Below are 22,217 nucleotides of genomic sequence, written 5' to 3'. Positions count from 1 at the left end.
CGGTTCTTAGACTAGCCTTACCTTTCTCTATGGTGTGACACGGAGGTGCCGGTGACCACGGCTGGGGCGACGACCGGGCGGCAAGTCCTGCGGAACTCGATCGCCGGACAACGGAAACCGCTCCTGCTCGCCGCCCTGCTCGCGGCGAGCCACCAGGGTGGCGAGGCACTGGTGCCGGTCGTGATCGGGGTGGTGCTCGACCGCGCGATCGCGGACAGTTCGGCACTCACCCTGCTCGGCTGGCTGGCCGTGCTCGCGCTGGTCTTCCTGGTGCTCTCGTTCAGTTACCGGTTCGGTGCGCGGGCCGCGGAGCGGGCCTCGGTGCGGGCCGCGCACGAGATCCGGCTGGCGCTGAGCCGCCGGGTGCTCGACCCCCGCGGTGGCGCGGAAACCGGCGCGCTCGCGGGGGAACTGGCCAACGTGGGCGTTTCCGACGCACGCCGGGTGGGCCGGGTCAACGCGGCGCTGCCGTTCGGCATGGCCGGGCTCTCCGGGCTCGTGGTCAGCGCGGTGGTGCTGCTGCGGATGTCCGTCCCGCTCGGGTTGCTGGTGCTGCTCGGCACGCCCCCGCTGCTGTTCCTCGCGCACCTGATCGGCAAGCCGCTGGAGAAACGCAGTGCGGTCGAACAGGAACGCGCCGCGCACGCGTCCGGGGTCGCCACCGATCTGGTGTCCGGACTGCGCGTGCTCAAGGGCATCGGTGCCGAACCCACCGCGGTCGCCCGCTATCGCCGCACGAGCCGGGACTCGCTGTTCGCGACCGTCCGCGCGGCCCGCGCCCAGGCGTGGCACAACGGTGCACTGCTGGCGCTCACCGGGATCTTCATCGCGCTGGTGGCGCTGGTCGGCGGTTCCCTGGCGGCGGGAGGGGACATCTCGGTCGGCGATCTGGTCGCCGCGGTCGGGCTCGCGCAATACCTGCAGACGCCGTTCCTGATCTTCTCCGGCGTGAACGGCCAGCTCGCACAGGGCCGCGCGTCGGCGGCCAGGGTCGCCGCGGTGCTCAGCGCGCCGCTCGCGGTACCGGACGGGAATGCCGAGCTGCCCGCGCCGGCCGGCGGGCGGGTGGAGCTGTCCGGGGTGTCACGCGGGAAACTGCGCGGCCTGGACCTCACCGTGCCCGCCGGAGAGCTGCTGGGCGTGGTGACCACCGATCCGGCCGCGGCGACCGATCTGCTCGACTGCCTCGGCCGGTTCGCCGACCCCGAACACGGCACCGTGCGGGTCGACGCGGTCGATCTGTCCACTGTGGATCCAGCCGGGGTGCGGGAGGTGGTGCTCGTCGCGGCGCACGACGCGGACCTGTTCGAGGGCACGCTGGAGGACAACGTGCGGGGTGGCATGCCGGCTGTGCCGGCCGGTGCACTCGCCGCCGCGGCCGCCGACGAGGTGGCCGAGACCCTGCCCGAGGGCACCGCAACCGCGGTCACCGAACGCGGGCATTCCCTTTCCGGCGGCCAACGCCAGCGGGTCGCACTGGCCCGTGCGCTCGCGACCGAAGCGCCGGTGCTCGTGCTGCACGATCCGACCACCGCCGTGGACACCGTCACCGAGGCCCGGATCGCGGAGGGAATCGCGCAGCTGCGCCGCGGGCGGACCACGGTGATCGTCACGACCAGCCCGGCGCTGCTCGCCGCCACGGACCGCGTGGCACTGCTGGGAGACGGCAAGGTGGTCGCCGAGGGCAGCCACCGCGACCTGGTACGCGAGCGCGCCGACTACCGTGCGACGGTGCTCTCGTGACCGCCCGCGAATTGCTGCCCACCGCGAGCGGCAAGCGGATCCGCGCAGTGCTCGGCGACCTGCTGCGCCGGTCCAAGGCACGTGCGGCGGGTGCGTTCGTGTTCATCGTCGGGGCGACCGCGATCGGCCTGCTCACCGCTCCCCTGCTCGGCCGGGTCGTCGACCTCGTCGCCACCCGGCGGCCCGCGGTCGAACTGGTGACGCCGGTGGTCGAACTGGTGCTCGTGGCCATCGCGTCCGCGATCGCCACTGCGATCGGCGTGGCGATGCTCGCGCGGCTCGGCGAGACGATGCTGGCCGAACTGCGCGAGCGGTTCGTCGACCGGGCACTCGGCCTTCCGCTGGAACAGGTCGAGCAGGCCGGTGCCGGGGACCTCACCACGCGCGTCACCAACGACGTGTCGGTGGTCGCCGAAGCCGTCCGCGAGGCGCTGCCCGAACTGGGCCGTTCGGTGCTCACGATCGTGCTGACCCTGGCGGCGATGGCCGTGCTCGACTGGCGGTTCCTGCTCGCCGCGCTGCTGGCCGTGCCGATCCAGCTGCACACCGTGCGCTGGTACGTGCGAGCGGCGAAACCGCTCTACGCCGCCCAACGGGCCGCAGTCGGTGCGCAGCAACAGCAACTGCTCGACACGATCGGCGGAGCCAAGACCGTGCGCGCCTTCCGGCTCGCCGACGCACACGTGGAGCGCGTGCGCCGGCGTTCGGAAGGCGCCGTCGAGCTTGCCCTGCGCGGGATCCGGCTGATGACCCGGTTCTTCGGACGGCTCAACCTTGCCGAGTTCGTCGGGCTCTCCGCGGTGCTGGCGGCCGGCTTCCTGCTGGTCGGCGCACAGCTGGCCACGGTCGGGGTGGCGACCGCGGCCGCGCTGTACTTCCACAGCCTGTTCGGCCCGATCAACACCGCGCTCGCGCTGGTGGACGACGCACAGGCGGCGGCAGCAAGCCTCGCCCGGCTGGTCGGCGTCGCCGATCTGCCGGTGCCCGCCGAACCGGCCCGCCGGACCCGGCCGGTCGACGCCTCGGTGAAGGCCACCGCCGTCGGTCACTCCTATGTGGACGGTCACCCGGTACTGCGGGACGTCGACCTCGAGGTGGCCCCCGGCGAACGGGTCGCACTCGTCGGCGCCAGCGGCGCGGGCAAGACCACGCTGGCCCGGCTCGTCGCCGGCATCCACCACACGAGCACCGGCACGGTCGCGCTCGGCGGGGTACCGCTGGACGAGCTCGGTCCGTCCGCCACCCGCCGCACGGTGGCCCTGATCAGCCAGGAGGTGCACGTCTTCAGCGGCCCCCTGTCCGCCGACCTCCGGCTCGCCGCCCCCGAGGCGACCGACGACGACCTGCGGGCCGGGCTCGCCGCGGTCGGCGCGCTGGACTGGGCCGAGAACCTCCCGGACGGGCTCGCCACCGTGGTCGGCGAAGGCGGGCACCAGCTGACCGTCACGCAGGCGCAGCAGCTGGCCCTGGCCCGGCTCGTACTGGCCGATCCCCCGGTGGCGATCCTCGACGAGGCAACTGCCGAGGCGGGCAGTGCCGGCGCCCGCACGCTGGAGGCCGCGGCCGCCGCCGCACTCGAAGGCCGGACCGGGCTGATCGTGGCGCACCGCCTCACCCAGGCCGCCGCCTCCGACCGGATCGTGGTGCTGGATGCCGGTGCGGTGGTCGAAGCCGGCACCCACGACGAACTGGTCGCCGCCGGCGGCCGGTACGCCACGCTGTGGTCCGCGTGGTCGGGAACCCGCGATACGAACGGCCACACGTAAACCGTCCGCCGGCCCGGGAGCGTTCCCGGGCCGCATCGAGCACAAGTACGGCTCGAGCACGATCGAGAAAGCGCCGCAGCGGATCACCACGGTCGGGCTGACCGAACCGGACGCGCTGCTGCCGACCGTGCTCGAAAATACCCACGGGCAGCCGGGATCCGCGTTCGCGGGTGCTGGCCTCCCTCGGCTTCCGGACTGGACCAGACCACCGGCGACCAGTTCGGCGCGACCGTCGGCGCCGAGCTGCTCGACCTCGTTCGTGACCGCGCTCGGCCTGTCCTGTCAACTGCAGCGGCTGGTCCCCCAGCTCGCCGGCGCCGCAGACGGAATCGAGCCCGCGTCCCGACCGCAGGAGCGGGCTGTCAGCGAGTGCCGCTGACCGCGTACTCCACGCGGTCCGCCGCCACCTCCTGGCGCTCCACAATGGACTGCAGGATCTCGCCGACGCGCACCGCGGTGTTCGACAGCAGCGAGGACGTGATGCCGTGTGTGTGCTCGGTCCCGCCCTGCAGGTAGAGCCCGCCGCGCACGGCGGGATCGGTGGTGATCCGGTAGTCCCGCTCGACCTGCAGCCTGCCGTCGGAATCCCGTCGGCAGCGCTCGGCCAGCGTTCCCAGCAACGGCGTCGGATCCGCGGGCAGGTAACCGGTCGCGTACACGACGGCGTCCGCGTCGAGCACCGCACGCTCGCCGGTGGCCAGCGACTCGACCGTCGCCCGCACGTACGTGCCCTGGTCGGCGATTTCCACCGGTTGCGACACATTGAACAACCGCAGCCGCTCCACGCCGAGCACCTTCTCCCGGTACCGTCGGCGGTACAGCTCGTCGATCAGATCGAGGTCGACCGCCGAGTAGTTGGTCGCGCCGTGGTAGCGCATCAGCCGGTCTTTCACCGGATCACTCGCCGCGTAGAACTGGTCCACCGCCTCCGGATCGAAGATGCGGTTGGCGAACGAGCTGTCGTCGGCAGGGCTGTAGCCGTACCGCGCGAACACCGCACACACTTCGGCACTCGGGAATTCGTCGTGCAGCAACGCGGCCACCTCCGCCGCACTCTGCCCGGCGCCGACCACCACGAACCGGCGCGCCGAGCGCTCGCGCATCGAGGCCACGCGGTGCAGCAGCTCGCTGTTGTGCCAGATCCGTTCGCCTGCGGCCACCCCTTCCGGCAAGCTCGGACGCAACCCGGTGCCGAGCACGAGATTCCGCGCGCGCAGCTCGGTCACCTCGTCGCCACAGCGGGCCCGTACGTCGAAGTAGCGCACCTCGCCGTCCGCCAGCACGGGTTCGACGGCCACCACCTCACTGCCGTAGGACACCACGTCGTCGACCTTGTCCGCAGCCCACGCGAAGTAGTCGTGGAACTCCACCCGCAGCGGGAAGAGCGTCTTGTGGTTGATGAAGTCGACGAGCCGGCCGCGGGCATGCAGGTAGTTCAGGAAGCTGAACTCGCTGGTCGGATTCCGCAGGGTGACCAGGTCCTTGAGGAAGGACACCTGCATCGTCGCGGTGTCGATCAGCATCCCGCGGTGCCAGCCGAACCGGGGCTGCCGCTCGAGGAAGTGCGCGGTGACCGGCGGCTGCCCGGACGAGGCGTTGTGCTCGGCGAGGGCGATCGCCAGTGCGAGGTTGGACGGGCCGAAGCCCACTCCGACCACGTCGTAGACCGGTACCTGGCGATCGACCACTGCTCGTGACATGAAGGTCCCCTAGCGCGGCACTGCCGCATCGTGGTTCCGACGGTTGCGACACTTCCAACGATTCAGGAAACCCTAACCTAACTTAGGACAGCCTCAGCTAGTACCGTGTGGGTGATGTTCGCCTCGACCACGAAAGGTGCACTGCCGATGCGCGTGGCCATGTTCGGTTACCAGACCTGGGGGCACCGCACCCTCAAGGCCCTGCTCGACGCGGGACACGACGTCGCACTCGTGGTCACCCATCCGCCGAGCGAGAACGCCTACGAGCGGATCTGGAGCGATTCCGTCGCCGACCTGGCGCAGGAGAACGGCATCCGGACCCTGCTGCGGACCCGCCCGGACGACGCGGAGCTGCAGACCGAGCTGAAGGCGGCCGAACTCGACCTGATCGTGGCGAACAACTGGCGGACCTGGCTGCCGCCGGAGATCTTCGAGCTGCCCCGGCACGGCACCCTCAACGTGCACGATTCGCTGCTGCCCGCCTACGCCGGGTTCTCCCCGCTGATCTGGGCGCTGATCAACGGGGAACCGGAGGTCGGCGTCACCGCGCACATGATGAACGCCGAACTCGACGCGGGTGGCATCGTCGCCCAGCGCGCGGTCGCGGTCGGCCCGCGGGACACCGCGACGGATCTGTTCCACCGCACCGTGGAACTGATCGAACCGCTCACCACCGAGGCGATCCGGCTGATCGAATCCGGCACCGCCGTACCGCTGCCCCAGGACCGCACCAAGGCGAGTTTCTTCCACAAGCGGGCCCGGCGGGACAGCCTGATCGACTGGACCTGGCCTGCCGAGGACATCGACCGGCTCGTGCGCGCGCAGTCCGACCCTTACCCGAACGCGTTCGCCTACCACCGCGGGCAGGAACTGCGGATCGTGCGCGCGTCGGTGTCCGAGGGCCACTACGGCGGCACCCCCGGCCGGATCTTCATCCGCGAAGGCGACGGCGTGGTGATCGTGGCAGGTCCGGAATCCCGCCGCGGGCACTCACCGGGACTGCTGGTGGACCGCGTCCGCACCGCGGACGGCACCGAACTGGCCGCCGCGGACTACTTCACCACGATGGGCGGATACCTGACCGACCGGCCGTGAAACGACCGGTACCGCCGGGTACTCCGTTGCTGCTGCCGCCGGGGAGTGCAGTGGCGGACTGCTCCGTTCGGCTCAGTGCTCGGTGACCTTGCCGCCTGCCACGTCCAGGCGGCGGGTCACCGAGACCGCCTCCAGCATCCGGCGATCGTGGGTGACCAGCAGCAGCGTGCCGGGGTAACCGTCCACAGCGGACTCCAGCTGCTCGATCGCGGGCAGGTCGAGGTGGTTCGTCGGCTCGTCGAGCACGAGCAGGTTGACCCCGCGCGCCTGCAGCAGCGCGAGCGCGGCACGGGTGCGTTCGCCGGGCGAGAGCGTGCCTGCCGAGCGCAGCACGTGCGCCGCTTTCAGCCCGAACTTCGCCAGCAGGGTGCGCACCTCCGCGTCGGCCAGCGCGGGCACCTCGCGCGCGAATGCGTCGGCGAGCGGCGCGTCGCCGAGAAACAGCCTGCGTGCCTGGTCGACCTCGCCCACGACCACGCCGGGGCCGAGTGCGGCACTGCCCTCGGCGAGCGGCAGCCGTCCGAGCAACGCCGCCAGCAACGTGGTCTTGCCCGCGCCGTTCGCGCCGGTGATGGCGACCTTGTCCGCCCAGTCCACCTGCAGGTCGAGCGGTCCCAGCGTGAACCCGCCGCGGCGTACCACCGCACCCCGCAGCGTGGCGACCACCGCACCCGCCCGCGGCGCGGCGGCGATCTCCATCCGCAGTTCCCATTCCTTGCGCGGTTCCTCGACGACGTCGAGCCGTTCGATCATCCGATCGGTCTGCCGTGCCTTCGCCGCCTGCTTTTCCGTGGCCTCACTGCGGAACTTGCGGCCGACCTTGTCGTTGTCGGTGGCCTTGCGGCGGGCGTTCTTCACACCTTTTTCCATCCACGCGCGCTGGGTGCTCGCCCGCGCTTGCAGTGCCGATCGGGTGGCCGCGTACTCCTCGTACTCCTCCCGCGCGTGCCGCCGCGCGAGTGCGCGTTCCTCCAAATAGGACTCGTAGCCGCCGCCGTATGCCCGCACCCGCTGCTGCGCCAGATCCAGTTCGAGCACCCGGTTCACCGTGCGGGCCAGGAACTCCCGGTCGTGGCTCACCAGCACGGTGCCCGCCCGCAGGCCGGTGACGAACCGCTCCAGCCGGGCCAGCCCGTCCAGATCGAGATCGTTCGTCGGCTCGTCGAGCAGGAAGACGTCGTAGCGGCTGAGCAGGAGCGAGGCCAGTCCGGCGCGCGCGGCCTGTCCACCGGACAGCGCCGTCATCGGCTGGTCCAGGTCCACGGTGAGACCGAGTTCGGCGGCGACCTCGGCCGCGCGATCGTCGAGATCGGCGCCGCCGAGCGCGAGCCAGCGCTCGAGCGCCCCGCCGTAGGCGTCGTCGGCCCCGCCCGCGCCCGCGGCGAGTGCCTCGGTGGCGGCGTCGAGCGCGGCCTGTGCGGCGGCCACCCCGGTACGCCGGGCGAGGAACGCGTGCACCGTCTCCCCCGGCCGCCGTTCCGGCTCCTGCGGGAGGTGACCGAGCGTGCCGGTGGGCGGGTTGAGCCGGATTTCGCCGGATTCCGGGCGGACCAGCCCGGCCAGGGTGCGCAGCAGCGTGGACTTGCCCGCACCGTTGACGCCGACCAGCCCGATCACGTCACCGGGGGCGACGACCAGCTCCAGGCCGGAGAAGAGGACGCGGTCACCGTGGCCGGCGGCCAGGTCCTTCGCGACGAGTGTGGCGCTCATGTCGCGGCCGAGTCTACGGGGACCGGCCGCGTCGTGTGTCGGGTGTCGTGCCGGTCACTGCGGGTGGGTACCCTGGGCGGGTTCGTCGGGGTCGTATGCAGTCCTGTGCAGAGCAGTGAGGTCGGTGAAAGCGATGGCGGAACCCGCCACCCCGGTCACCCTCGGCCACCGCGCGAAGCCATCCGGCGCGGAACCCCGGCCGAAGGTCAGCAGACGGCGCGAGGTGAGCCATGCCAGCGCCCGGTCGTTGCTGATGACCGTACTGGGCGAGTACGTGCTGCCCCGCGACCGTCCGGTGTGGACATCGATCCTGGTCGAGGTGCTCGGCATGCTCGACATCGAGGAGAAGTCGGCCCGCCAGTCGCTGGCCCGGTCCTCGGCCGAGGGCTGGCTGGTCTCGGATCGGGTGGGCCGCCGGGTGCGCTGGTCGCTGACCCCGCCGGGGCGCCGGTTGCTCACCGAGGGTGCGGACCGGATCTACCAGTTCGGCCGCGACGCACGCGGCTGGCAGGGCCGGTGGCTGATGCTGATCGTCTCGGTGCCGGAAGCGAAACGGGACCTGCGGCATCGCCTGCGCACCCGGCTCACCTGGGCGGGATTCGGGTCGCCGGTGGCCGGGGTGTGGGTCAGCCCGGACCCGCGCCGGGAGGCCGAAGCCCAGCAGATCGTCGCGGAACTGGGCCTCGACGCGCAGGCGATGTCGTTCACCGCGGCCTACGGCGAGGTCGGCGACCAGGAGAGCATGGTCGCGCGGTCGTGGGACCTGTCGGACCTGACCGACCGCTACGAGGATTTCATCGACCGGTTCACCGGCCTGCGCCCGGCAGGCGGGCAGGCCGTGCTGCGCGCGCAGACCGAACTGGTGCACGAATGGCGCCGTTTTCCGTTCCTGGACCCGCAACTGCCCGGCGAACTGCTGCCGTCCGGCTGGAGCGGGACGAAAGCCGCCGAGCTCTTCCACCGCAAGCACGTCGAATGGCGCCCGGCCGCACAGGACTACTGGGACGAACTCACCGCGAACGAGGAGCGTGCATGACCCGCCTGGAGCGCGAAGCAGGACTCGCCGTCCTGACCATCGACTCCCCGCCGCTCAACCTGTACACCACCGCACTGCAGGATCAGCTGCACACCGCGCTCGAGTCGCTGGAGGCGGACCCTGCGCGTGCACTGCTGATCCGCGCCGAGGGCCGCGTGGTCAGCGGCGGGGTCGACGTGGCACTGTTCGACGCCCAGGATTCGGTCGCCGCGGCCAAGACCCTGTTCGACGAGCTGCTGACCGTCACCGACCGGATTGCCGCGCTGCCCTGTCCCACCGTGTTCGCCGCGCACAGACTGTGCCTGACCTGGGCGTTCGAGGTGGCCCTTGCGTGCGATCTGTTGCTGGCCACGACCCACGCGAAGTTCGGCCTGGTGGAGAAGGTCGTCGGCCTGACCCCGACGATGGGCGGCACCCAGCGGTTGGCCGCCCGCGCGGGAGTCGCCAGGGCGAAGGAGTTCGTCTACACCGGGGACACCTACGACGCGACCACCCTGGAACGGTGGCACGTGGTCAACCGGATCCTCCCGGATTCCGGCTTCGACACCGCGGCCCGCGCGTTCGCCGCCGACCTGGCGTCCGGCCCCACCCGCGCACACGCCGCCACGAAGAAAGTACTGGCCCACTTCGAACACGGCGGCGTCCCGGAAGCGAACGCCCACGTGACGACCATCGCCGCCACCCTGTTCGCCACCGAAGACCTCCGCGGCGCAGTGCACTCCTTCCTCACCGACGGCCCAGGCAAAGCCACCTTCACCGGCCGCTGACCCGTGACGGTGCGTCGCCAACGGATTTCCGCAGGTGAGAGCAGAGCCGATCGGAAGGGAGCCCTCCCTGCAACCAAGCGGAGGGGACCCGCTAGAGTAGCTTCCAACGCACTCCCCGGAACCCAGGTTCGGGCCCCGAGGAGTCTTGAGTCCGGGCTGTGGCGCAGTTTGGTAGCGCACTTGACTGGGGGTCAAGGGGTCGCAGGTTCAAATCCTGTCAGCCCGACCGGACGGCGGGTTCCCGCAGCTCAGAGGCTGTGGGAACCCGTTTTTCATGTGGTCGTAGGTGTCTTTCCGGTCTAGTACGGCGCTCGGTGACACCTTGGCTGGAGGCTCTCCTCATGCCGGCCAATTTGACCGAACAGGGTCTGCCCCGCCCGGCCGATCCCGCGTGGCGCTCCCACGTCGAGGAGCGGGACCGTTCCCTCCGCGCCGTCAACCGAACCCACACGACCCGCTACAACGATGAGCCGGCCCCCGCCAGTTCGGGAACTTCATCGGCGGCACCGACCTGCCCCGGTTCCTCGCCGACGCGAACATGGACGCCACCGGCGACCCTGCGGGCGTCGGCCGCGAGCACGCCGAGTGGTTCACCGCCTGGGTGATCCAGACCCGCTCGACCTCGACCGCTCTCCGCAAGTACAAGGCGCTCCAGCAGTTCTTCAACTATCTTGTCGACTCCGACGAGATGGACCGGCGCCCCATGGCCAAGCTCAGCCAGCCGAGCACCACGGAGCGACTCGTCCCCATCGTCACCGACGACAAACTCGCCGACCTGCTGGGCACGTGCAACGGCAAGACCTTCCGAGACCGCCGGGACACCATCATCCGGCTGCTCATCGACACCGGCGCCCGGCTCGCCGAGATCGCGAACCTCGCGCTCGACGATCTCGACCTCTCCCGCGACGGCGTCATCGTCCACGGCAAAGGCGACCGTATCCGCTTCATCCCCTTCGGCGACCGTTGCGCACAAGCCATCAGCAGATACCTGCCCCCGCGCGCGTGATACCACCGACGAGAACAACCAACACCTGTTCCTGACCGAGCGAGGCGCCAGGCAGCTCAAGCCAAACGGCATCAAGATCATGCTGCGCCGACGCGGCAACGACTCCGAGATCCCGCACATGCACGCCCACCGTCTCCGTCACACCCTGTCCCACAACTGGCAACTCGAACAGGGCAACGAGAGCGACCTGATGGCCCTCATGGGCTGGAAGTCCACCGACATGCTCCGCTGCTACGGCAACAGCGCCACCGCCGAACGCGCCCAGAGCACCCACCGCGTCCTCGAACTCGGCGACCGCGTCTGATCGACGTCCTCGCCTGAGCCCGCGACCCTCCGCTTTGGGAGCGGAGGGTCGCAGGTTCACATCCTGTCATCCCGACGTGCTGGGGCTGAACCTGCGGGTTCAGCCCCTTTTCGTGCCGCCGGACGCGGCAGGCCGGCGGACACAGCCCAGTGCCACTCCCATGTGAAGGTTTGCCCATACGCAACCGAGCCGTGCCCCTCGCTCCGCCGGCGTGGCAGGCACTCATCACCGAGTCGGCCATCACCCTCGAGTCCGAGAACAAGAGCCCCCGGACGATCCGCGACCACACCGACGCTGTGCGCTCCTTCCCCCCTGGCTCGCGAACCCCGGACGCCGACGCGTCCGCGTGGCTCACGGACGTCCCACCCGCGCCGAACGAGCCGTCCCAGTACCAGCCACGGCACGTCAAATGCTGGATCGCCTACCAGCCGGCTACGACCAGCCCGGGTAACGCCAACCACAACTACCGAGCCCTGCACACCTGGCTCCTCCAGGAAGACGAGATCGGCACCAATCCGATGACGCGAATGAAGCCCCCGCACATTCCAACCCAGCCGGTCACCTTTCGGAAATCGCCAATCTCGACTTCAAGCACCTCGACCCCACCCGCCACACCATCGACGTCCTCGCGACGGGCAACAAATGGCGAAGCCTCCCGTTCAGCCCTGCCACCGGCAAAGCGACCTGCCGCTATCTCCGCGTACGCAGCCGACACCCAGCCGCCGAACTCACCAACCGTCCTTGACTCTCCGACTCAGCCGAAGAATTAGACAGAAATCTACACGCCCACCCCGGCCGACACTTCTCACCACACCACTTCATGAAGGCCGGCGACAGCAAGCGCGACCTCATGCTGCTCAACAGTTGGTCAACCGCAAGGCAGCACATGATCACGGTGTGACGGATAGCAGCCCGGCTACCCGCCACCCGCGGGCGGGCCCCGTGTCGCCCCGGAAGGGCCAACCCCTGGCGGTACGGCGGATCTTGAGCAGCCCCGTTGGGCCGGTCTGCTGATCAGGTGGGGGACGCTGTCCGACCCAGTCGTTCGACGGGCCACCGATGCCAGCGGCCATTACGAACCCATCCCTGCTGATTACCGTGATCGGCACCCACAGCCTCACCATGCCCGTCTGCGCCCGCGGGCTTGATCTTTCCCCGCCATTTCCGGGAAGCAGGCGCACAGGCCTGCCGCTTACGTGCCGAACGGCTGATCTCCTAAGCGGTCGTCCCGCTTGGCCCGGTGCGCCTCGAGCGCGTCTTCAGGACAGTGCCGCGATGGCAATGCGCCACCTGCATGCCGTCCATTCCGAGCGGAGCCGTGCCACCCCTGACGCTCACACACCAGGCGGCGGTGGCTGGTTCGCGATGTTCTTGACTTCCATCTCGCAGGTCTCCAGGACCGGCTGCCACACCTCTTCCGGCTGCGCCGTCGGGACTTGCGCTGGGTTGGTGCACAGTCACGGCTGCGATCCGCATCGGCCCCGGGGCCGATGCCACCGAGCCCGGGAGGGGGCTCCAAGACGAGGCGCTCTGGACCGGATCCGCTTGTCGCACTGGGTGGTGTTAGCCGAGCAGGATGCGGTGGCGTAGGAGCGGGAATCCGGCGCGGCCGCAAATCTGCCGCTTGATCGTCTTGGTTTTCGTGTTCACTCCTTCGATCCATCCACTGTGGAATGGCTGGGTGCGGGCAGCATTGACGGTCTCGCGGTCGAATTGGAGTCCGCGAGTGTAGGCGTGCAGACGGGGTAGGTCCTCGGCCCTGGCGCGGTCGATCCAGTCGCTGAGACGGGCATCGTTACCGGCGGTCGGGGTGCGCAGCGCCGCGAGACTGCCGACGAGGATGGCCAGTGCGGTCATCTCTGGACAGGCGCCCACGGAAGTAGCCGCGGAACGGGCCGACGAGAGTGGGCCGGTACTGTGGTGCGCGGACAAGCCGGTCGGGTTCATTTGTGCGGGCGTATCGCTTCACGGTGTTCAGTGCCAGGTTCAGCCTGCGTGCGATCTCGAGCAGACCGACGCCGTGATCGAGCAAACGGGCCGAGACCGGACGACCGGCGCGCGTCCGTTCCCCATTTCCCCTGCGTCTCCTCGACCGCAGGACTACCTCCCGCACCGCAACGCTGCCCGCGCACCGTGCCGGAACCCACGCGTGTTCCAGACGTTTCGCCGAGCCGTGCGAGGTCCCGTGATCTAGGCTGATCTAGATGTCCACGCTGGAATGGTTGCGGCACAATGCGATCGGGTGGGCCCTGCCCCGCTCCCCCGGCACACTCGCCGACGTACTGGCGGAGGTGGAGTTCGTGCAGGCGGATCCGATCCAGGCGCCGGCGCGCGCACAGGATCTGATCCTGCGCCACCGCGTGCGGGGTTACCGCGCCGGTGACCTCGACCGGCGCTACCCGGAGCTCGATGTCGACGAGGACGTGCTGTATGCCTACGGGTTCGTCGCCCGGCGCCTGCGTCCGTACCTGCATCCGCGCCGGGACCGCACCAGCGCCGACGGCCGGTTCGAGCTGGACCCGCTGTCCGCCGAGGTGCTGGACTTCGCGCGCGAATGCGGCGTGGTGCACCCGCGTGACGTCCAAGAGCGCTTCGGCCGCGAGCGGGCAGTCAACGACTGGGGCGGGACATCGTCCGCGACGACGATGCTCTTGGAGCGGCTGCACCGTTTCGGCCGCCTACGGGTGGCCCACCGCGTCGCGGGAGTGCGCTGCTACGAGGTCGCTCCCGCCCTAAGGGAGTCCCTGGACCTTGCCGAGCGGCGCCGTGCCGTGGTGCTGCGGGTCGCCCGCATCCTCGCGCCGGTGACGCAGAAGACCCTCGCCACGGCGGTGGGCAAGCTCGTGTTCTGGCTCAACACCCCGGACGGGCGGCCCGGCGGCGGCTGGGTCGTGCGGGAGCTGCTTTCCCGTGGCGAACTGACACGAGCGACGATCGACGGCGAGCGCTACGTGTGGCCCGCTGATCTCGAACCGGCCGACGACCCGCCCGCGAACGTGCGGTTCCTCGCACCGTTCGACCCGCTGGTGTGGGACCGCAGGCGGTTCGGCAGGCTGTGGGGCTGGGACTACCGGTTCGAGGCGTACACCCCGGCTGCCAAGCGGAAACTGGGCTACTACGCGATGCCGCTGCTCTGGCGCGACCGGGTGATCGGCTGGGCCTGCTGTGCCGGGGCCGACAGCGAGGTCGAGGTCGGTTACGTCGACGGCGCACCCGCCGGCCGGGGTTTCCGCCGGGCCCTCGATGCCGAGATCGCCCGGCTCCGGGCCTTCCTCAGCCCCCGCTGACCACCTCTGTGGGCTGCAGCCTGGCGACCAGCTCCGCCACCCCGGCCCCGGGCCGCGCCACGACGGTTCACAGCAGCGCGCAGTACTGCGCCGGCAGCGTGCGCGTGGTTCCTGGATCGAATAGGTCGGTGTTGTACTCCAGCAACACCGTGATACGCCCCGCCTCGGTACCCTCGCCGAACCGGCGGTCGGCATCCGGGATGATCACGATGTCCAGGTCGAACTTCGCCGAGCCGTTGTGCGCGTTCGGCACCTCCAAGCCGAGGCCCCGGCAGGCGCAACCGCGGCATCGGCGTGTCCAGCCGAGCCCGCTGGCCCCACCGGTGACCACCGCGCTCCGACTATGCAGATCAATCCGGTTCATGTTCGCTCGTATCCGTTATGTCCCAAGAAGACTTGACGCTGTCGCACCGACCAGCACAACACCCGCACGACCGGCTGACCAAGACCTCAATCGGATCAAGCGATTGCCAATACCTATAATTGCAGCTGAGGATACACATGACGAGGACGGCCTTTACTCAGTACTGGATCTGGCTGCATAACAGAGCTGCTGCGGTACCGGATCCTGATGGGCATTCTTGGCTTCCTGCTCGGCGCCCGTCTGCCGGTACACGTCGAACCCGATGAACGACATGAACCGGTAGACGATGTACGGGGCGAACGCGGCGATGCGCCTGAGGACCATGCCGGTGATCGCGGTGATGTCGGCGTCGATGGGTGGCGATCTGTGTGATCGCCAGCAGGAAGATCACGACCGGGACGAGCACCACGCCGACCGGCAGCAGTGCTTTGCGGATCAGCAGGGAGAACCACATGATGGCGACGGCGGCGATCATCAGCCCGGCCAGCACGATCGCCCCGACACCGGGTGCGGCGATATTGATCCCGGTCAGCCCCGCCGCAAGCAGGATGACCTTGTCGCCCGTCGTGCCGATGGTCTCCCCGGCGGCCCGCACGATCCCGATGCAGAGCTGATCCACGATTTCCAGGGCCAGCGCGGGCAACGTGACGACTACGAACGCGCCGAGCACCGCCCGAGACAGGGCGGTGGGGTCGCGGCGGATCAGCCCGGTGATGAGTTGCAGGCGGAAGAAGATCAGCACAAGGAAGACCGCCATGCCGAAGACCAGGTTGTAGACACTGGTAAACCCTGCGGTGGCGACATCGACCAGGGTGGTGGTGTCGAACACCTTCCCCATGGCCTCGATCAGCCACCCGGCGCCCCCGCCGAGGGCTTCGGCGAGCCAGTCGAACCGGGCCGCTACCACGGCGGCTTCGCCGGCCAATGTCGCAGACGATGGAGATGATCGGCACGTCGCAGACACCCATCGCGAACCTCCGATGGAGATGAACCGCTCACACGCTCTGGCCGACGGCCCAGAAGAACCAGAAGAAGTTGACCAGCGCGACCGCTGCGCCGCAGATCACCGTGGCGCCGCCGAAGATCAGGACGCCGATCTTCCCTCTCCCGGCACGATGCGGGATTCGCGCTGTAAGCCCAGACGGTCGCGGACAGGATCAGGCCGACCGTCAGCACGGCGCCGACGATGGTGCGGAGCTGTTCGATGCCGGGCAGGTCGTTGCTGTTGGGGTCGATGTCGATCACGGCGTTCTCCTTCACGCGGATGGGTTCTGCTGGCAGGTGCACCCCGCGCCCCGATGGCGACCAGGAGCATGAAGGAGGCCCGCCCCGGAAACCGGAGCGGGCCAGAACCGGGTCAACCTCAGCCGAGTCGGCGGGCGTCTTCGTGCTGTTTGTCGGCGAACAGAAGACTTGACCGGCTCCTCTGATGCGGATCGCCTGGCAGGGAAGCTACGTTGACCCAATGACCTCTGCTGCTGAAAGTCCTGCCGCTGACCAAGCCACCGACACCGGCGTGATCCCCGACCGGCTCAGCGACCTTCTCACTCGGCCACTGTTCGCCAACGTCGCGACCGTCCGTGAGGACGGCACCCCGCAGGTCAATCCGATGTGGTTTGCCTGGGACGGTCAGTTCCTGCGCTTCACCCACACCAACTTCCGCCGCAAGTTCCGGAACATCTCCGCCAATCCCGCGGTGGCCGTCTCGATCGTCGATCCCGATGATCCGTACCGCTACATCGAGGTACGTGGAGTCGTCGAGCGTATCGACCCAGACCCGACCGGTTCGCTCTTCACCGAACTCAACAAGCGATATGACGGCCCGTTCGGACCAGACGACCCGACTGATCGCGCAGACCGGGTGATCTTCGTAGTGCGACCCACAGCAGTCGGCAGACGCTAAGCCCCCACTGAGCCGCACAGGGTCCTGTCCCGTCGACGGCACATCTCTTTGTCTCAACCGATCGCCTACGAGGAGAAAGAACATATTGCATCTCGGCGAGTTCGTGGTCTGCCGCCATTGAAACGTCTGGCTCCGCATTCTCCTTCTTCAACGCCTTCGGCTGGGCCGACGCCTCGCTGGCCGCCCCCCGGCCCGCTGACCGGCGTCGACCTGGGCCCTGCGCGTATACCAGCCTGACCGAGCGTCGCGAACACGCCCGACCCGTTTTATGATCATCCACGACCTGCCAGAGGCGCCGCCGAGAACCCATCCCGGCGGCGCCCCACCCTGCCACTTGACAAATCATCACTACATATCAGATGTGGCTCAGGCATCGGGTAGGTGAGCGTCGGCCCATGCTCGTGCTGAGTGGATCATCGGAATCAGTGATCGGCCGTGGTCGGTGAGTCGGTAGGTCGTCGTGCCGGTGGTTTCCACGGTCCGGGTGAGGTAGTTCTCGTTCTCCATCGACCGCAAGGTTTCACTGAGAACCTTTGCGCTGATCGGAGTCAAGTGGCGACGGAGTTCACCAAATCGGCAGGGGCGTTGCTCTAGGCACCGCACGATCATTGCCGTCCAACGGCCACCGATCTGGATCGGAAATCTGCTCATCGGACAGCGGGGATCAAATGTTGGTAGCTCGTCGGAACTCATCGCACCTACTATGTGGTCACGTTGCGGTTACCAGGGGTGTTATTCGTACTATTCCAGCATGACCGAACAGAGCGAAGAGACTCTCCCGGTGGTTGTGCTCGGCGGGACCGGCCGTGTCGGATCCGCTGTCATCAACGAGCTTACGGCTCGGCGGCGGCCAGTCGTGGCTGTGTCGCGGCATCGGGCCACAGCTCAGGACATGCCCCTGGTCACATCCCGTGCCGGCGACGTTCACGATCTTCGAGAAGCCCTGCGCGGCATCCAGGCTGCGGCGGTGGTCATCGCCGTCACACCGTTCACCGCGCCGCCGGAATCTTTCGCCTCTTTCGACACAGACTTCTACACGCACATCGTGAACCAGCTCCAGGTACTTCTGCCGGCAGGTACGCGTGTGATCGATGTGGCGGTCACGGCTATCGCGTATCTTGAGGACGGCTCGACAGTCAGCGACCACGAGGAGCTATTTCCGGCCCGGCTACGGCCTTTCAGCCGTGCTCACGCACGCGGCGCCGACCGGCTGGGCATCTCACCCCTGAACGGCACGGTGTTGATACCTGCTGCTGGATTGGGAGTCCAGGACTCAACGACCGTGTCACAGCCGACGCTGTTGTCTGAGCCAGTCTCTGTCGAGGACGTGACGGCCGCAGTGGACCACGCAGCTCTAGCCAGGGCTGTCGCGGATCAACTTGCCGTCACCACCCCGGGTGCGCCACGGCTGCTGGTCCGTACCGCGTAGACACGGCTCGCGATGTGCCTGCAGCTGTTCGCAAGCCGGTAGGACTGGGCGCCGGTTTCGATGATGGGTGCCTTGGCAGCAACGGCGGTCCACCATTGCCGTACACGGGCGTGGGTCTGTCGTTATCGGCCGGAGCGATGACGTGGCGGTCGCTCCCTCATGTGTGTGATCCGGGACTGGGTGTCCGTCGGAGGGTGAGGGCGGGCACGAGGGTCAGTGCGATGAAGGCAAGGCTGTAGGCGAATACTGCGCCGTACGCGCCTCCTGCGGACGTCGGGTCGGTGGTTCCAGCCAGGTGAAGGGTGAGCAGGAGGGCGGTGGCAGTGGTGCCGAGGGAGGCGCCGAGGCGTTGGGAGACGGCGACGATGGTGGCGGCGTCGGGCATGGCCGTGGCCGGGATGTCGCGGTAGGCGGCGCTGATGACGGAAACGCCGATAGTGCCGAGACCGAGCCCGCGTGCCAGCAGCGTTGCGGCGAGCAACGGCTCGGGTGGCGTGGTGGACAGGAACACGAAGGGCGCGGTCCCGGCGGCGACGGCGAGGGTACCGACGATGGTGGGGAGCCGGGCACTGTACCGGTCAGTGATGATGCCGGCGAGAGGCAGGGCGATCATGGTGCCGAGTCCTTGGGGGACGAGCAGCCAGCCGATGGTCGCGGGGTCAGCGCCGCGGACTTGGGCGTAGTACAGGGGCAGCAGCAGGAGCGGTCCGTAGATGGCGACGCCTTGGGCGAAGATCAGCATGGCGGCGGCTCCGAAGGGCGGGGAGCCCAGGAGCCGGATGCGCAGTAGCGGGTGTGGCACGCGCCGGGCGTGGATGACGAAGGCACCGATGAGCAGTAGGCCGGCGAGCAGGGTTGTGAGGGTGACCGGGCCGAGCGGTCCGGCCGTGGTGCTGGTGCGAGACAATCCGTAGCTGAGCGCGACGAGTCCGACAGGTAGCAGCAGGATGCCGGTTCGGTCGATGGGTGTTCGGGGCTGCTCGTTGTGGTGAGGCAGCGCACGGGCCGCGAGGGGGATCGCGGCGGCGAGGATGGGGAGGTTGATGAGAAACAGCCACCGCCACCCAGCGGCGGCGACGAGTCCGCCTCCGGCGATGGGGCCGAGAACGGGGGCGAGCTGGGCAGGGATGGCGATGATGCTGGAGACCCGGCCGAGCCGGTCGGGACCGGCGGCCTGGCCGAGCATGGCCTGGGACAGCGGCAGGATCAGCGCACCGCCGGCGCCCTGCACAATGCGGGAGACAATCAATGCGGGCAGCGACCAGGCCAGCGCGCACAGCACCGATCCGCTACCGAACGCGATCAAGGAGACGATCCATACGGTTCGGGGGCCGAACCGGTTCGCCGCGAACCCGGTCAGCGGGGTGAGCAGGGCAAGGGTGAGCAGATAGGCGCTGCTGACCCAGCCCAGGTCCGCGGCGTCGGCGTCGAGGTCGCGGCCGATCGCGCCCAGGCCGACGGCGACGATCGTGGTGTCCAGCAGCACGGGCACCGCGCCCAGTAGCAGCGTGACTGCGATCGTGAGCAGCCGCCGGTCCAGCCGACCCGGACTCGGCTCGTCCTGCAGGTGGGTCATCCGGGCAGCAGGAGTGTCTTGCCGGTGGTGGCACGTGCCTCGATCGCGGCGTGCGCGTCCGCGGCATCGTCGAGGGGGAAGGTCTGGCCGATGGTGGGGTGCAGCCGACCCTGCGCGGCGAGGTCGATCGCGTCGGTGGCGAGCTGGTACGGCGTCTCCGGTGCCGGCGGGGTGCCAAACCCGATGGTGTGGATGCCTCGCTCGTGGGCAGTCTCGTCGAGTTCGGTGAGGGTTCCCGCGGCCATCCCGTAGGTCGCGATCCGGCCATCGTCGCGCAGCACGGTGACGGCCTGCTGCCCGATGCGTCCGCCGATGCCGTCGAAGGCGAGGTCCACACCTGCGCCGCCGGTGGAGTCCAAGACGTGCCGGGTCCAGTCGGCCGCGGTGTAGTCGAGGGCCGCCTCGGCGCCCAGCGCGACGGCCTTCTCCCGCTTTGCGGACGAGCCTGCCGCGCCGATCACCCGGGCGCCGGCATCGTGGAGCAGTTGCACCAGAAGGCCGCCGACCCCGCCTGCGGCGGCTTCCACCAGCGCCCACTCGCCCGGCTGCGGCTGCGCGGCGCGGACCAGGCCGAGCGCGGTGCGGCCATCGCTCAGCAGCGCCGTGGCCTCGGCTATGCCGAGCGGTTCTGGCACCCGGATCAGCTCGGTCACGTCCGCGACCGCGAGCTCGGCGTATCCCCCGTTGCCGCCCAGTGCGGTCACCACCCGCGCCCCCAGCCACGAAGGATCGACGTTCTCGCCGACGGTAACGACCATCCCGCCGACACCGTTACCGAGCACCACCGGCAACGGCGGACGGTGTGCCGGGATCGTGCCGTTTCCGGCACGGACCTGAGTCTCGACGAACGTCACGCCCGACGTTTCGACCTGTACCAGCGCCTGCCCCTCACCGGGCACCGGGTCGGGCCTCTCCTCAAGGACCAACGCCTCCGGTGGACCGAACTCGTGTAACACCGCTGCGCGCATCGTCTGCATCCCTCTCGGTTATTCGGAATGATTTGCTCCGAGTAACGGTAATTCGGAGCGTTGCGCTCCGCAAGAGGTAGGCTCACGGCATGATCGATGAGCCGATGCCGCGTAAGCGCGGTCCTCAGCGTCGGGCGGCACGCAACGACCGCGCGCTGCTGGACGCGGCGCGCGAGGTGTTCGCCGAACAGGGATTCGACGCGCCCGTCTCAGCCGTGGCAGAGCGCGCCGGGGTGGGAATCGGCAGTCTCTACCGCCGGTACCGGACCAAGGACGAGCTCTTGCAACGGCTGTGCACCGACTCCTTGGACCGGCTCGCTGTCGCTGCCAAGGAAGGACTCGACAACCCAGACCCGTGGGACGGCTTGGTGCACTACATCCGCCGCAGCGTCGCCGATGGGTTCGGGCTACTCGGCCCCCTGGCCGGCGCCATCGAACCCACCCCGGAAATGAACGAGGCCGGCGCCAGAGCCGACACGCACACGGAGGCAGTCGTCGCACGCGCCCACGCAGCCGACGCACTCCGGCCCGACGTCACCACTATGGACCTGTTCCTGCTCATCGGACAGCTCAGCCATCTGCCCCCCGGGCCACCCCAGGACGCTCCCCAGATGCGTGACCGACTCCTTGTCATCGCCGTCGATGGCCTGCATCCCGACGTCAGCACACTCCCCGGCCCCGCTCCCGACCCGCGCCGCTACCGCGAGCTCTGGGAACATCGACGCCAAGACCCACCCGCCGGCTCATCGTGATGACGCCGCTTCGCGCCCGGACACCCAGACCCGCGCGCGAAGCACTTCTGGAAATCCGATTCGCGCAGCGACCTTTTACTCAAGGCTGCGTTGGTCCTTCTCGGATAGCGTCGACAGTCAACGTGTGGTGAATGCGAAGACGTCTCCGGCGCCCGGTAACCCGAACGCCGCTCGAGCGTCCGAGCAACAACCGGGCGCTCGATTCTGTTGCGCACCAACTAGAACACCGTGTCCAGCACCCGCCCGCACGTTACGCGCCATCGGCCGACTGGTCGCCTGACGCAGTTCTGTCCTCACCTGCTCAGCGTGCGGGCGCAGCACCTCCCAGTGGACATCGGTCAGATCCGGGACAGGAGCGACACGGTCACGACACCAGCAACCCTGCGCGCCACATTTGATGTTCGACGCGGTGACAGGGTCACAGACAACAGCGGGCTCTTGGTGAGCAACGGCTAGGTGTAGGAGGCCATGACGTTGGTTACGGACGTCGGTGCACGCGAGGCGGGTGGTTGGCCACCACCGTTGCCGTGAGGTCGGTGGTAGCTCTTCTCTGTCAAGCTGCCTCTGGTGTTGCGGCCCGATGGTCGACACCTCGATGGGCGCGGTGCCGCAGTAGGACGCAAGGTGGCGGGAGCTGGGGACCGGTCGAGCGATCCGACACGCGGCGCTCTGGGGCGGCGATCCTCTTGTCGGGATGACGGACTTCGGCGACCAGGTCGACTGCGTGGGCACGGCGGGTAGCACGCTCGGCGGGTCCGGCCGGGCAGCGTGGCGGCGCGATCGGCGGTCAACGACGCTGGGGCTCCGCCGT

The 22,217-nt window shown here is 69.1% G+C and carries 19 protein-coding genes, 1 tRNA gene and 1 pseudogene; 12 read left to right on the top strand and 9 right to left on the bottom strand.

The window, feature by feature from the left end; all coding sequences use genetic code 11:
* Positions 1 to 51: 51 nt before the first annotated feature.
* Positions 52 to 1,743, top strand: a complete 1,692-nt coding sequence (locus tag ABD793_RS25540; RefSeq protein ID WP_344864307.1) for an ABC transporter ATP-binding protein — start codon at positions 52 to 54, stop codon at positions 1,741 to 1,743.
* Complete coding sequence (locus tag ABD793_RS25535) at positions 1,740 to 3,509, top strand: ABC transporter ATP-binding protein (RefSeq protein WP_344864305.1); 1,770 nt, start codon at positions 1,740 to 1,742, stop codon at positions 3,507 to 3,509. Before ABD793_RS25540 ends, ABD793_RS25535 begins: the two co-directional genes overlap by 4 nt.
* 362 nt (positions 3,510 to 3,871) lie before the next feature.
* On the opposite strand, the gene ABD793_RS25530 is transcribed toward ABD793_RS25535, so the two are convergent.
* Positions 3,872 to 5,209, bottom strand: a complete 1,338-nt coding sequence (locus ABD793_RS25530; protein WP_344864303.1) for a lysine N(6)-hydroxylase/L-ornithine N(5)-oxygenase family protein — start codon at positions 5,207 to 5,209, stop codon at positions 3,872 to 3,874.
* 147 nt (positions 5,210 to 5,356) lie between these two features.
* Here ABD793_RS25530 and ABD793_RS25525 point away from each other — a divergent pair, with 147 nt between their 5' ends.
* The gene (locus ABD793_RS25525; RefSeq protein WP_344864826.1) at positions 5,357 to 6,304 is read left to right on the top strand and encodes a methionyl-tRNA formyltransferase; all 948 of its coding nucleotides are present in this window, start codon (positions 5,357 to 5,359) and stop codon (positions 6,302 to 6,304) included.
* 72 nt (positions 6,305 to 6,376) lie between these two features.
* Here the strand turns inward: ABD793_RS25525 and ABD793_RS25520 are convergent, their stop codons facing one another.
* Positions 6,377 to 8,014: an ABC-F family ATP-binding cassette domain-containing protein gene (locus ABD793_RS25520; protein ID WP_344864301.1), complete on the bottom strand. Its 1,638-nt coding sequence runs from the start codon at positions 8,012 to 8,014 to the stop codon at positions 6,377 to 6,379.
* A gap of 133 nt (positions 8,015 to 8,147) precedes the next feature.
* Here ABD793_RS25520 and ABD793_RS25515 point away from each other — a divergent pair, with 133 nt between their 5' ends.
* The 5 genes from ABD793_RS25515 to ABD793_RS25495 all read left to right on the top strand — a co-directional run bounded on the left by ABD793_RS25515 (position 8,148) and on the right by ABD793_RS25495 (position 11,127).
* Entirely contained in the window at positions 8,148 to 9,050 is a 903-nt protein-coding gene (locus ABD793_RS25515) for a PaaX family transcriptional regulator (RefSeq protein ID WP_344864299.1), read from the top strand.
* Positions 9,047 to 9,817 carry an enoyl-CoA hydratase/isomerase family protein gene (locus ABD793_RS25510; protein ID WP_344864297.1) on the top strand — a complete coding sequence of 257 codons (771 nt, stop codon included), beginning with the start codon at positions 9,047 to 9,049 and terminating at the stop codon, positions 9,815 to 9,817. The genes ABD793_RS25515 and ABD793_RS25510 overlap by 4 nt, the downstream gene beginning before the upstream one ends.
* A gap of 152 nt (positions 9,818 to 9,969) precedes the next feature.
* A tRNA-Pro gene (locus ABD793_RS25505) sits at positions 9,970 to 10,043 on the top strand.
* Positions 10,044 to 10,355: 312 nt separating this feature from the next.
* The gene (locus ABD793_RS25500; protein ID WP_344864295.1) at positions 10,356 to 10,823 is read left to right on the top strand and encodes a tyrosine-type recombinase/integrase; all 468 of its coding nucleotides are present in this window, start codon (positions 10,356 to 10,358) and stop codon (positions 10,821 to 10,823) included.
* Entirely contained in the window at positions 10,705 to 11,127 is a 423-nt protein-coding gene (locus ABD793_RS25495; RefSeq protein WP_344864824.1) for a tyrosine-type recombinase/integrase, read from the top strand. Before ABD793_RS25500 ends, ABD793_RS25495 begins: the two co-directional genes overlap by 119 nt.
* Positions 11,128 to 12,690: 1,563 nt before the next feature.
* Here ABD793_RS25495 and ABD793_RS25490 read toward each other — a convergent pair.
* Positions 12,691 to 13,159: pseudogene (locus ABD793_RS25490) on the bottom strand (transposase); the annotation flags it as partial.
* A 172-nt stretch (positions 13,160 to 13,331) separates the two neighbouring features.
* Here ABD793_RS25490 and ABD793_RS25485 point away from each other — a divergent pair.
* Positions 13,332 to 14,414, top strand: a complete 1,083-nt coding sequence (locus tag ABD793_RS25485; protein ID WP_344864293.1) for a DNA glycosylase AlkZ-like family protein — start codon at positions 13,332 to 13,334, stop codon at positions 14,412 to 14,414.
* A 67-nt stretch (positions 14,415 to 14,481) separates the two neighbouring features.
* On the opposite strand, the gene ABD793_RS25480 is transcribed toward ABD793_RS25485, so the two are convergent.
* From ABD793_RS25480 to ABD793_RS25470, 3 genes are all read right to left on the bottom strand, one after another.
* Positions 14,482 to 14,673, bottom strand: coding sequence for a hypothetical protein (locus ABD793_RS25480; RefSeq protein ID WP_344864291.1), 192 nt, complete (start codon positions 14,671 to 14,673; stop codon positions 14,482 to 14,484).
* Positions 14,674 to 14,935: 262 nt separating this feature from the next.
* Positions 14,936 to 15,703 carry a hypothetical protein gene (locus ABD793_RS25475; RefSeq protein ID WP_344864289.1) on the bottom strand — a complete coding sequence of 256 codons (768 nt, stop codon included), beginning with the start codon at positions 15,701 to 15,703 and terminating at the stop codon, positions 14,936 to 14,938.
* On the bottom strand, positions 15,679 to 16,023 hold the full coding sequence (locus tag ABD793_RS25470) for a hypothetical protein (protein WP_425548772.1): 345 nt from the start codon (positions 16,021 to 16,023) through the stop codon (positions 15,679 to 15,681). The genes ABD793_RS25475 and ABD793_RS25470 overlap by 25 nt, the downstream gene beginning before the upstream one ends.
* A gap of 220 nt (positions 16,024 to 16,243) precedes the next feature.
* Between ABD793_RS25470 and ABD793_RS25465 the strand changes: the two genes are divergently transcribed.
* Positions 16,244 to 16,681, top strand: coding sequence for a PPOX class F420-dependent oxidoreductase (locus tag ABD793_RS25465; protein WP_344864287.1), 438 nt, complete (start codon positions 16,244 to 16,246; stop codon positions 16,679 to 16,681).
* A gap of 366 nt (positions 16,682 to 17,047) precedes the next feature.
* On the opposite strand, the gene ABD793_RS25460 is transcribed toward ABD793_RS25465, so the two are convergent.
* Positions 17,048 to 17,374 carry a winged helix-turn-helix transcriptional regulator gene (locus ABD793_RS25460; RefSeq protein WP_344864285.1) on the bottom strand — a complete coding sequence of 109 codons (327 nt, stop codon included), beginning with the start codon at positions 17,372 to 17,374 and terminating at the stop codon, positions 17,048 to 17,050.
* Positions 17,375 to 17,432: 58 nt separating this feature from the next.
* Here ABD793_RS25460 and ABD793_RS25455 point away from each other — a divergent pair, with 58 nt between their 5' ends.
* The gene (locus tag ABD793_RS25455; RefSeq protein ID WP_344864283.1) at positions 17,433 to 18,110 is read left to right on the top strand and encodes an NAD(P)H-binding protein; all 678 of its coding nucleotides are present in this window, start codon (positions 17,433 to 17,435) and stop codon (positions 18,108 to 18,110) included.
* Between the two features lie 157 nt (positions 18,111 to 18,267).
* Here the strand turns inward: ABD793_RS25455 and ABD793_RS25450 are convergent, their stop codons facing one another.
* Both ABD793_RS25450 and ABD793_RS25445 read right to left on the bottom strand, forming a co-directional pair.
* Entirely contained in the window at positions 18,268 to 19,686 is a 1,419-nt protein-coding gene (locus tag ABD793_RS25450) for a DHA2 family efflux MFS transporter permease subunit (RefSeq protein ID WP_344864281.1), read from the bottom strand.
* Positions 19,683 to 20,585, bottom strand: coding sequence for a zinc-binding dehydrogenase (locus tag ABD793_RS25445; RefSeq protein WP_344864279.1), 903 nt, complete (start codon positions 20,583 to 20,585; stop codon positions 19,683 to 19,685). Before ABD793_RS25445 ends, ABD793_RS25450 begins: the two co-directional genes overlap by 4 nt.
* Before the next feature lie 158 nt (positions 20,586 to 20,743).
* Between ABD793_RS25445 and ABD793_RS25440 the strand changes: the two genes are divergently transcribed.
* Positions 20,744 to 21,406: a TetR/AcrR family transcriptional regulator gene (locus ABD793_RS25440; RefSeq protein WP_344864277.1), complete on the top strand. Its 663-nt coding sequence runs from the start codon at positions 20,744 to 20,746 to the stop codon at positions 21,404 to 21,406.
* The last annotated feature ends 811 nt before the right edge of the window (positions 21,407 to 22,217 follow it).

Origin of the sequence: Amycolatopsis ultiminotia, from assembly GCF_039536925.1 — a bacterium.
Taxonomy (GTDB): domain Bacteria; phylum Actinomycetota; class Actinomycetes; order Mycobacteriales; family Pseudonocardiaceae; genus Amycolatopsis; species Amycolatopsis ultiminotia.
The sequence above is the reverse complement of the archived record's forward strand: the minus strand, read 5'-3'. Positions and strand labels throughout refer to the sequence as shown.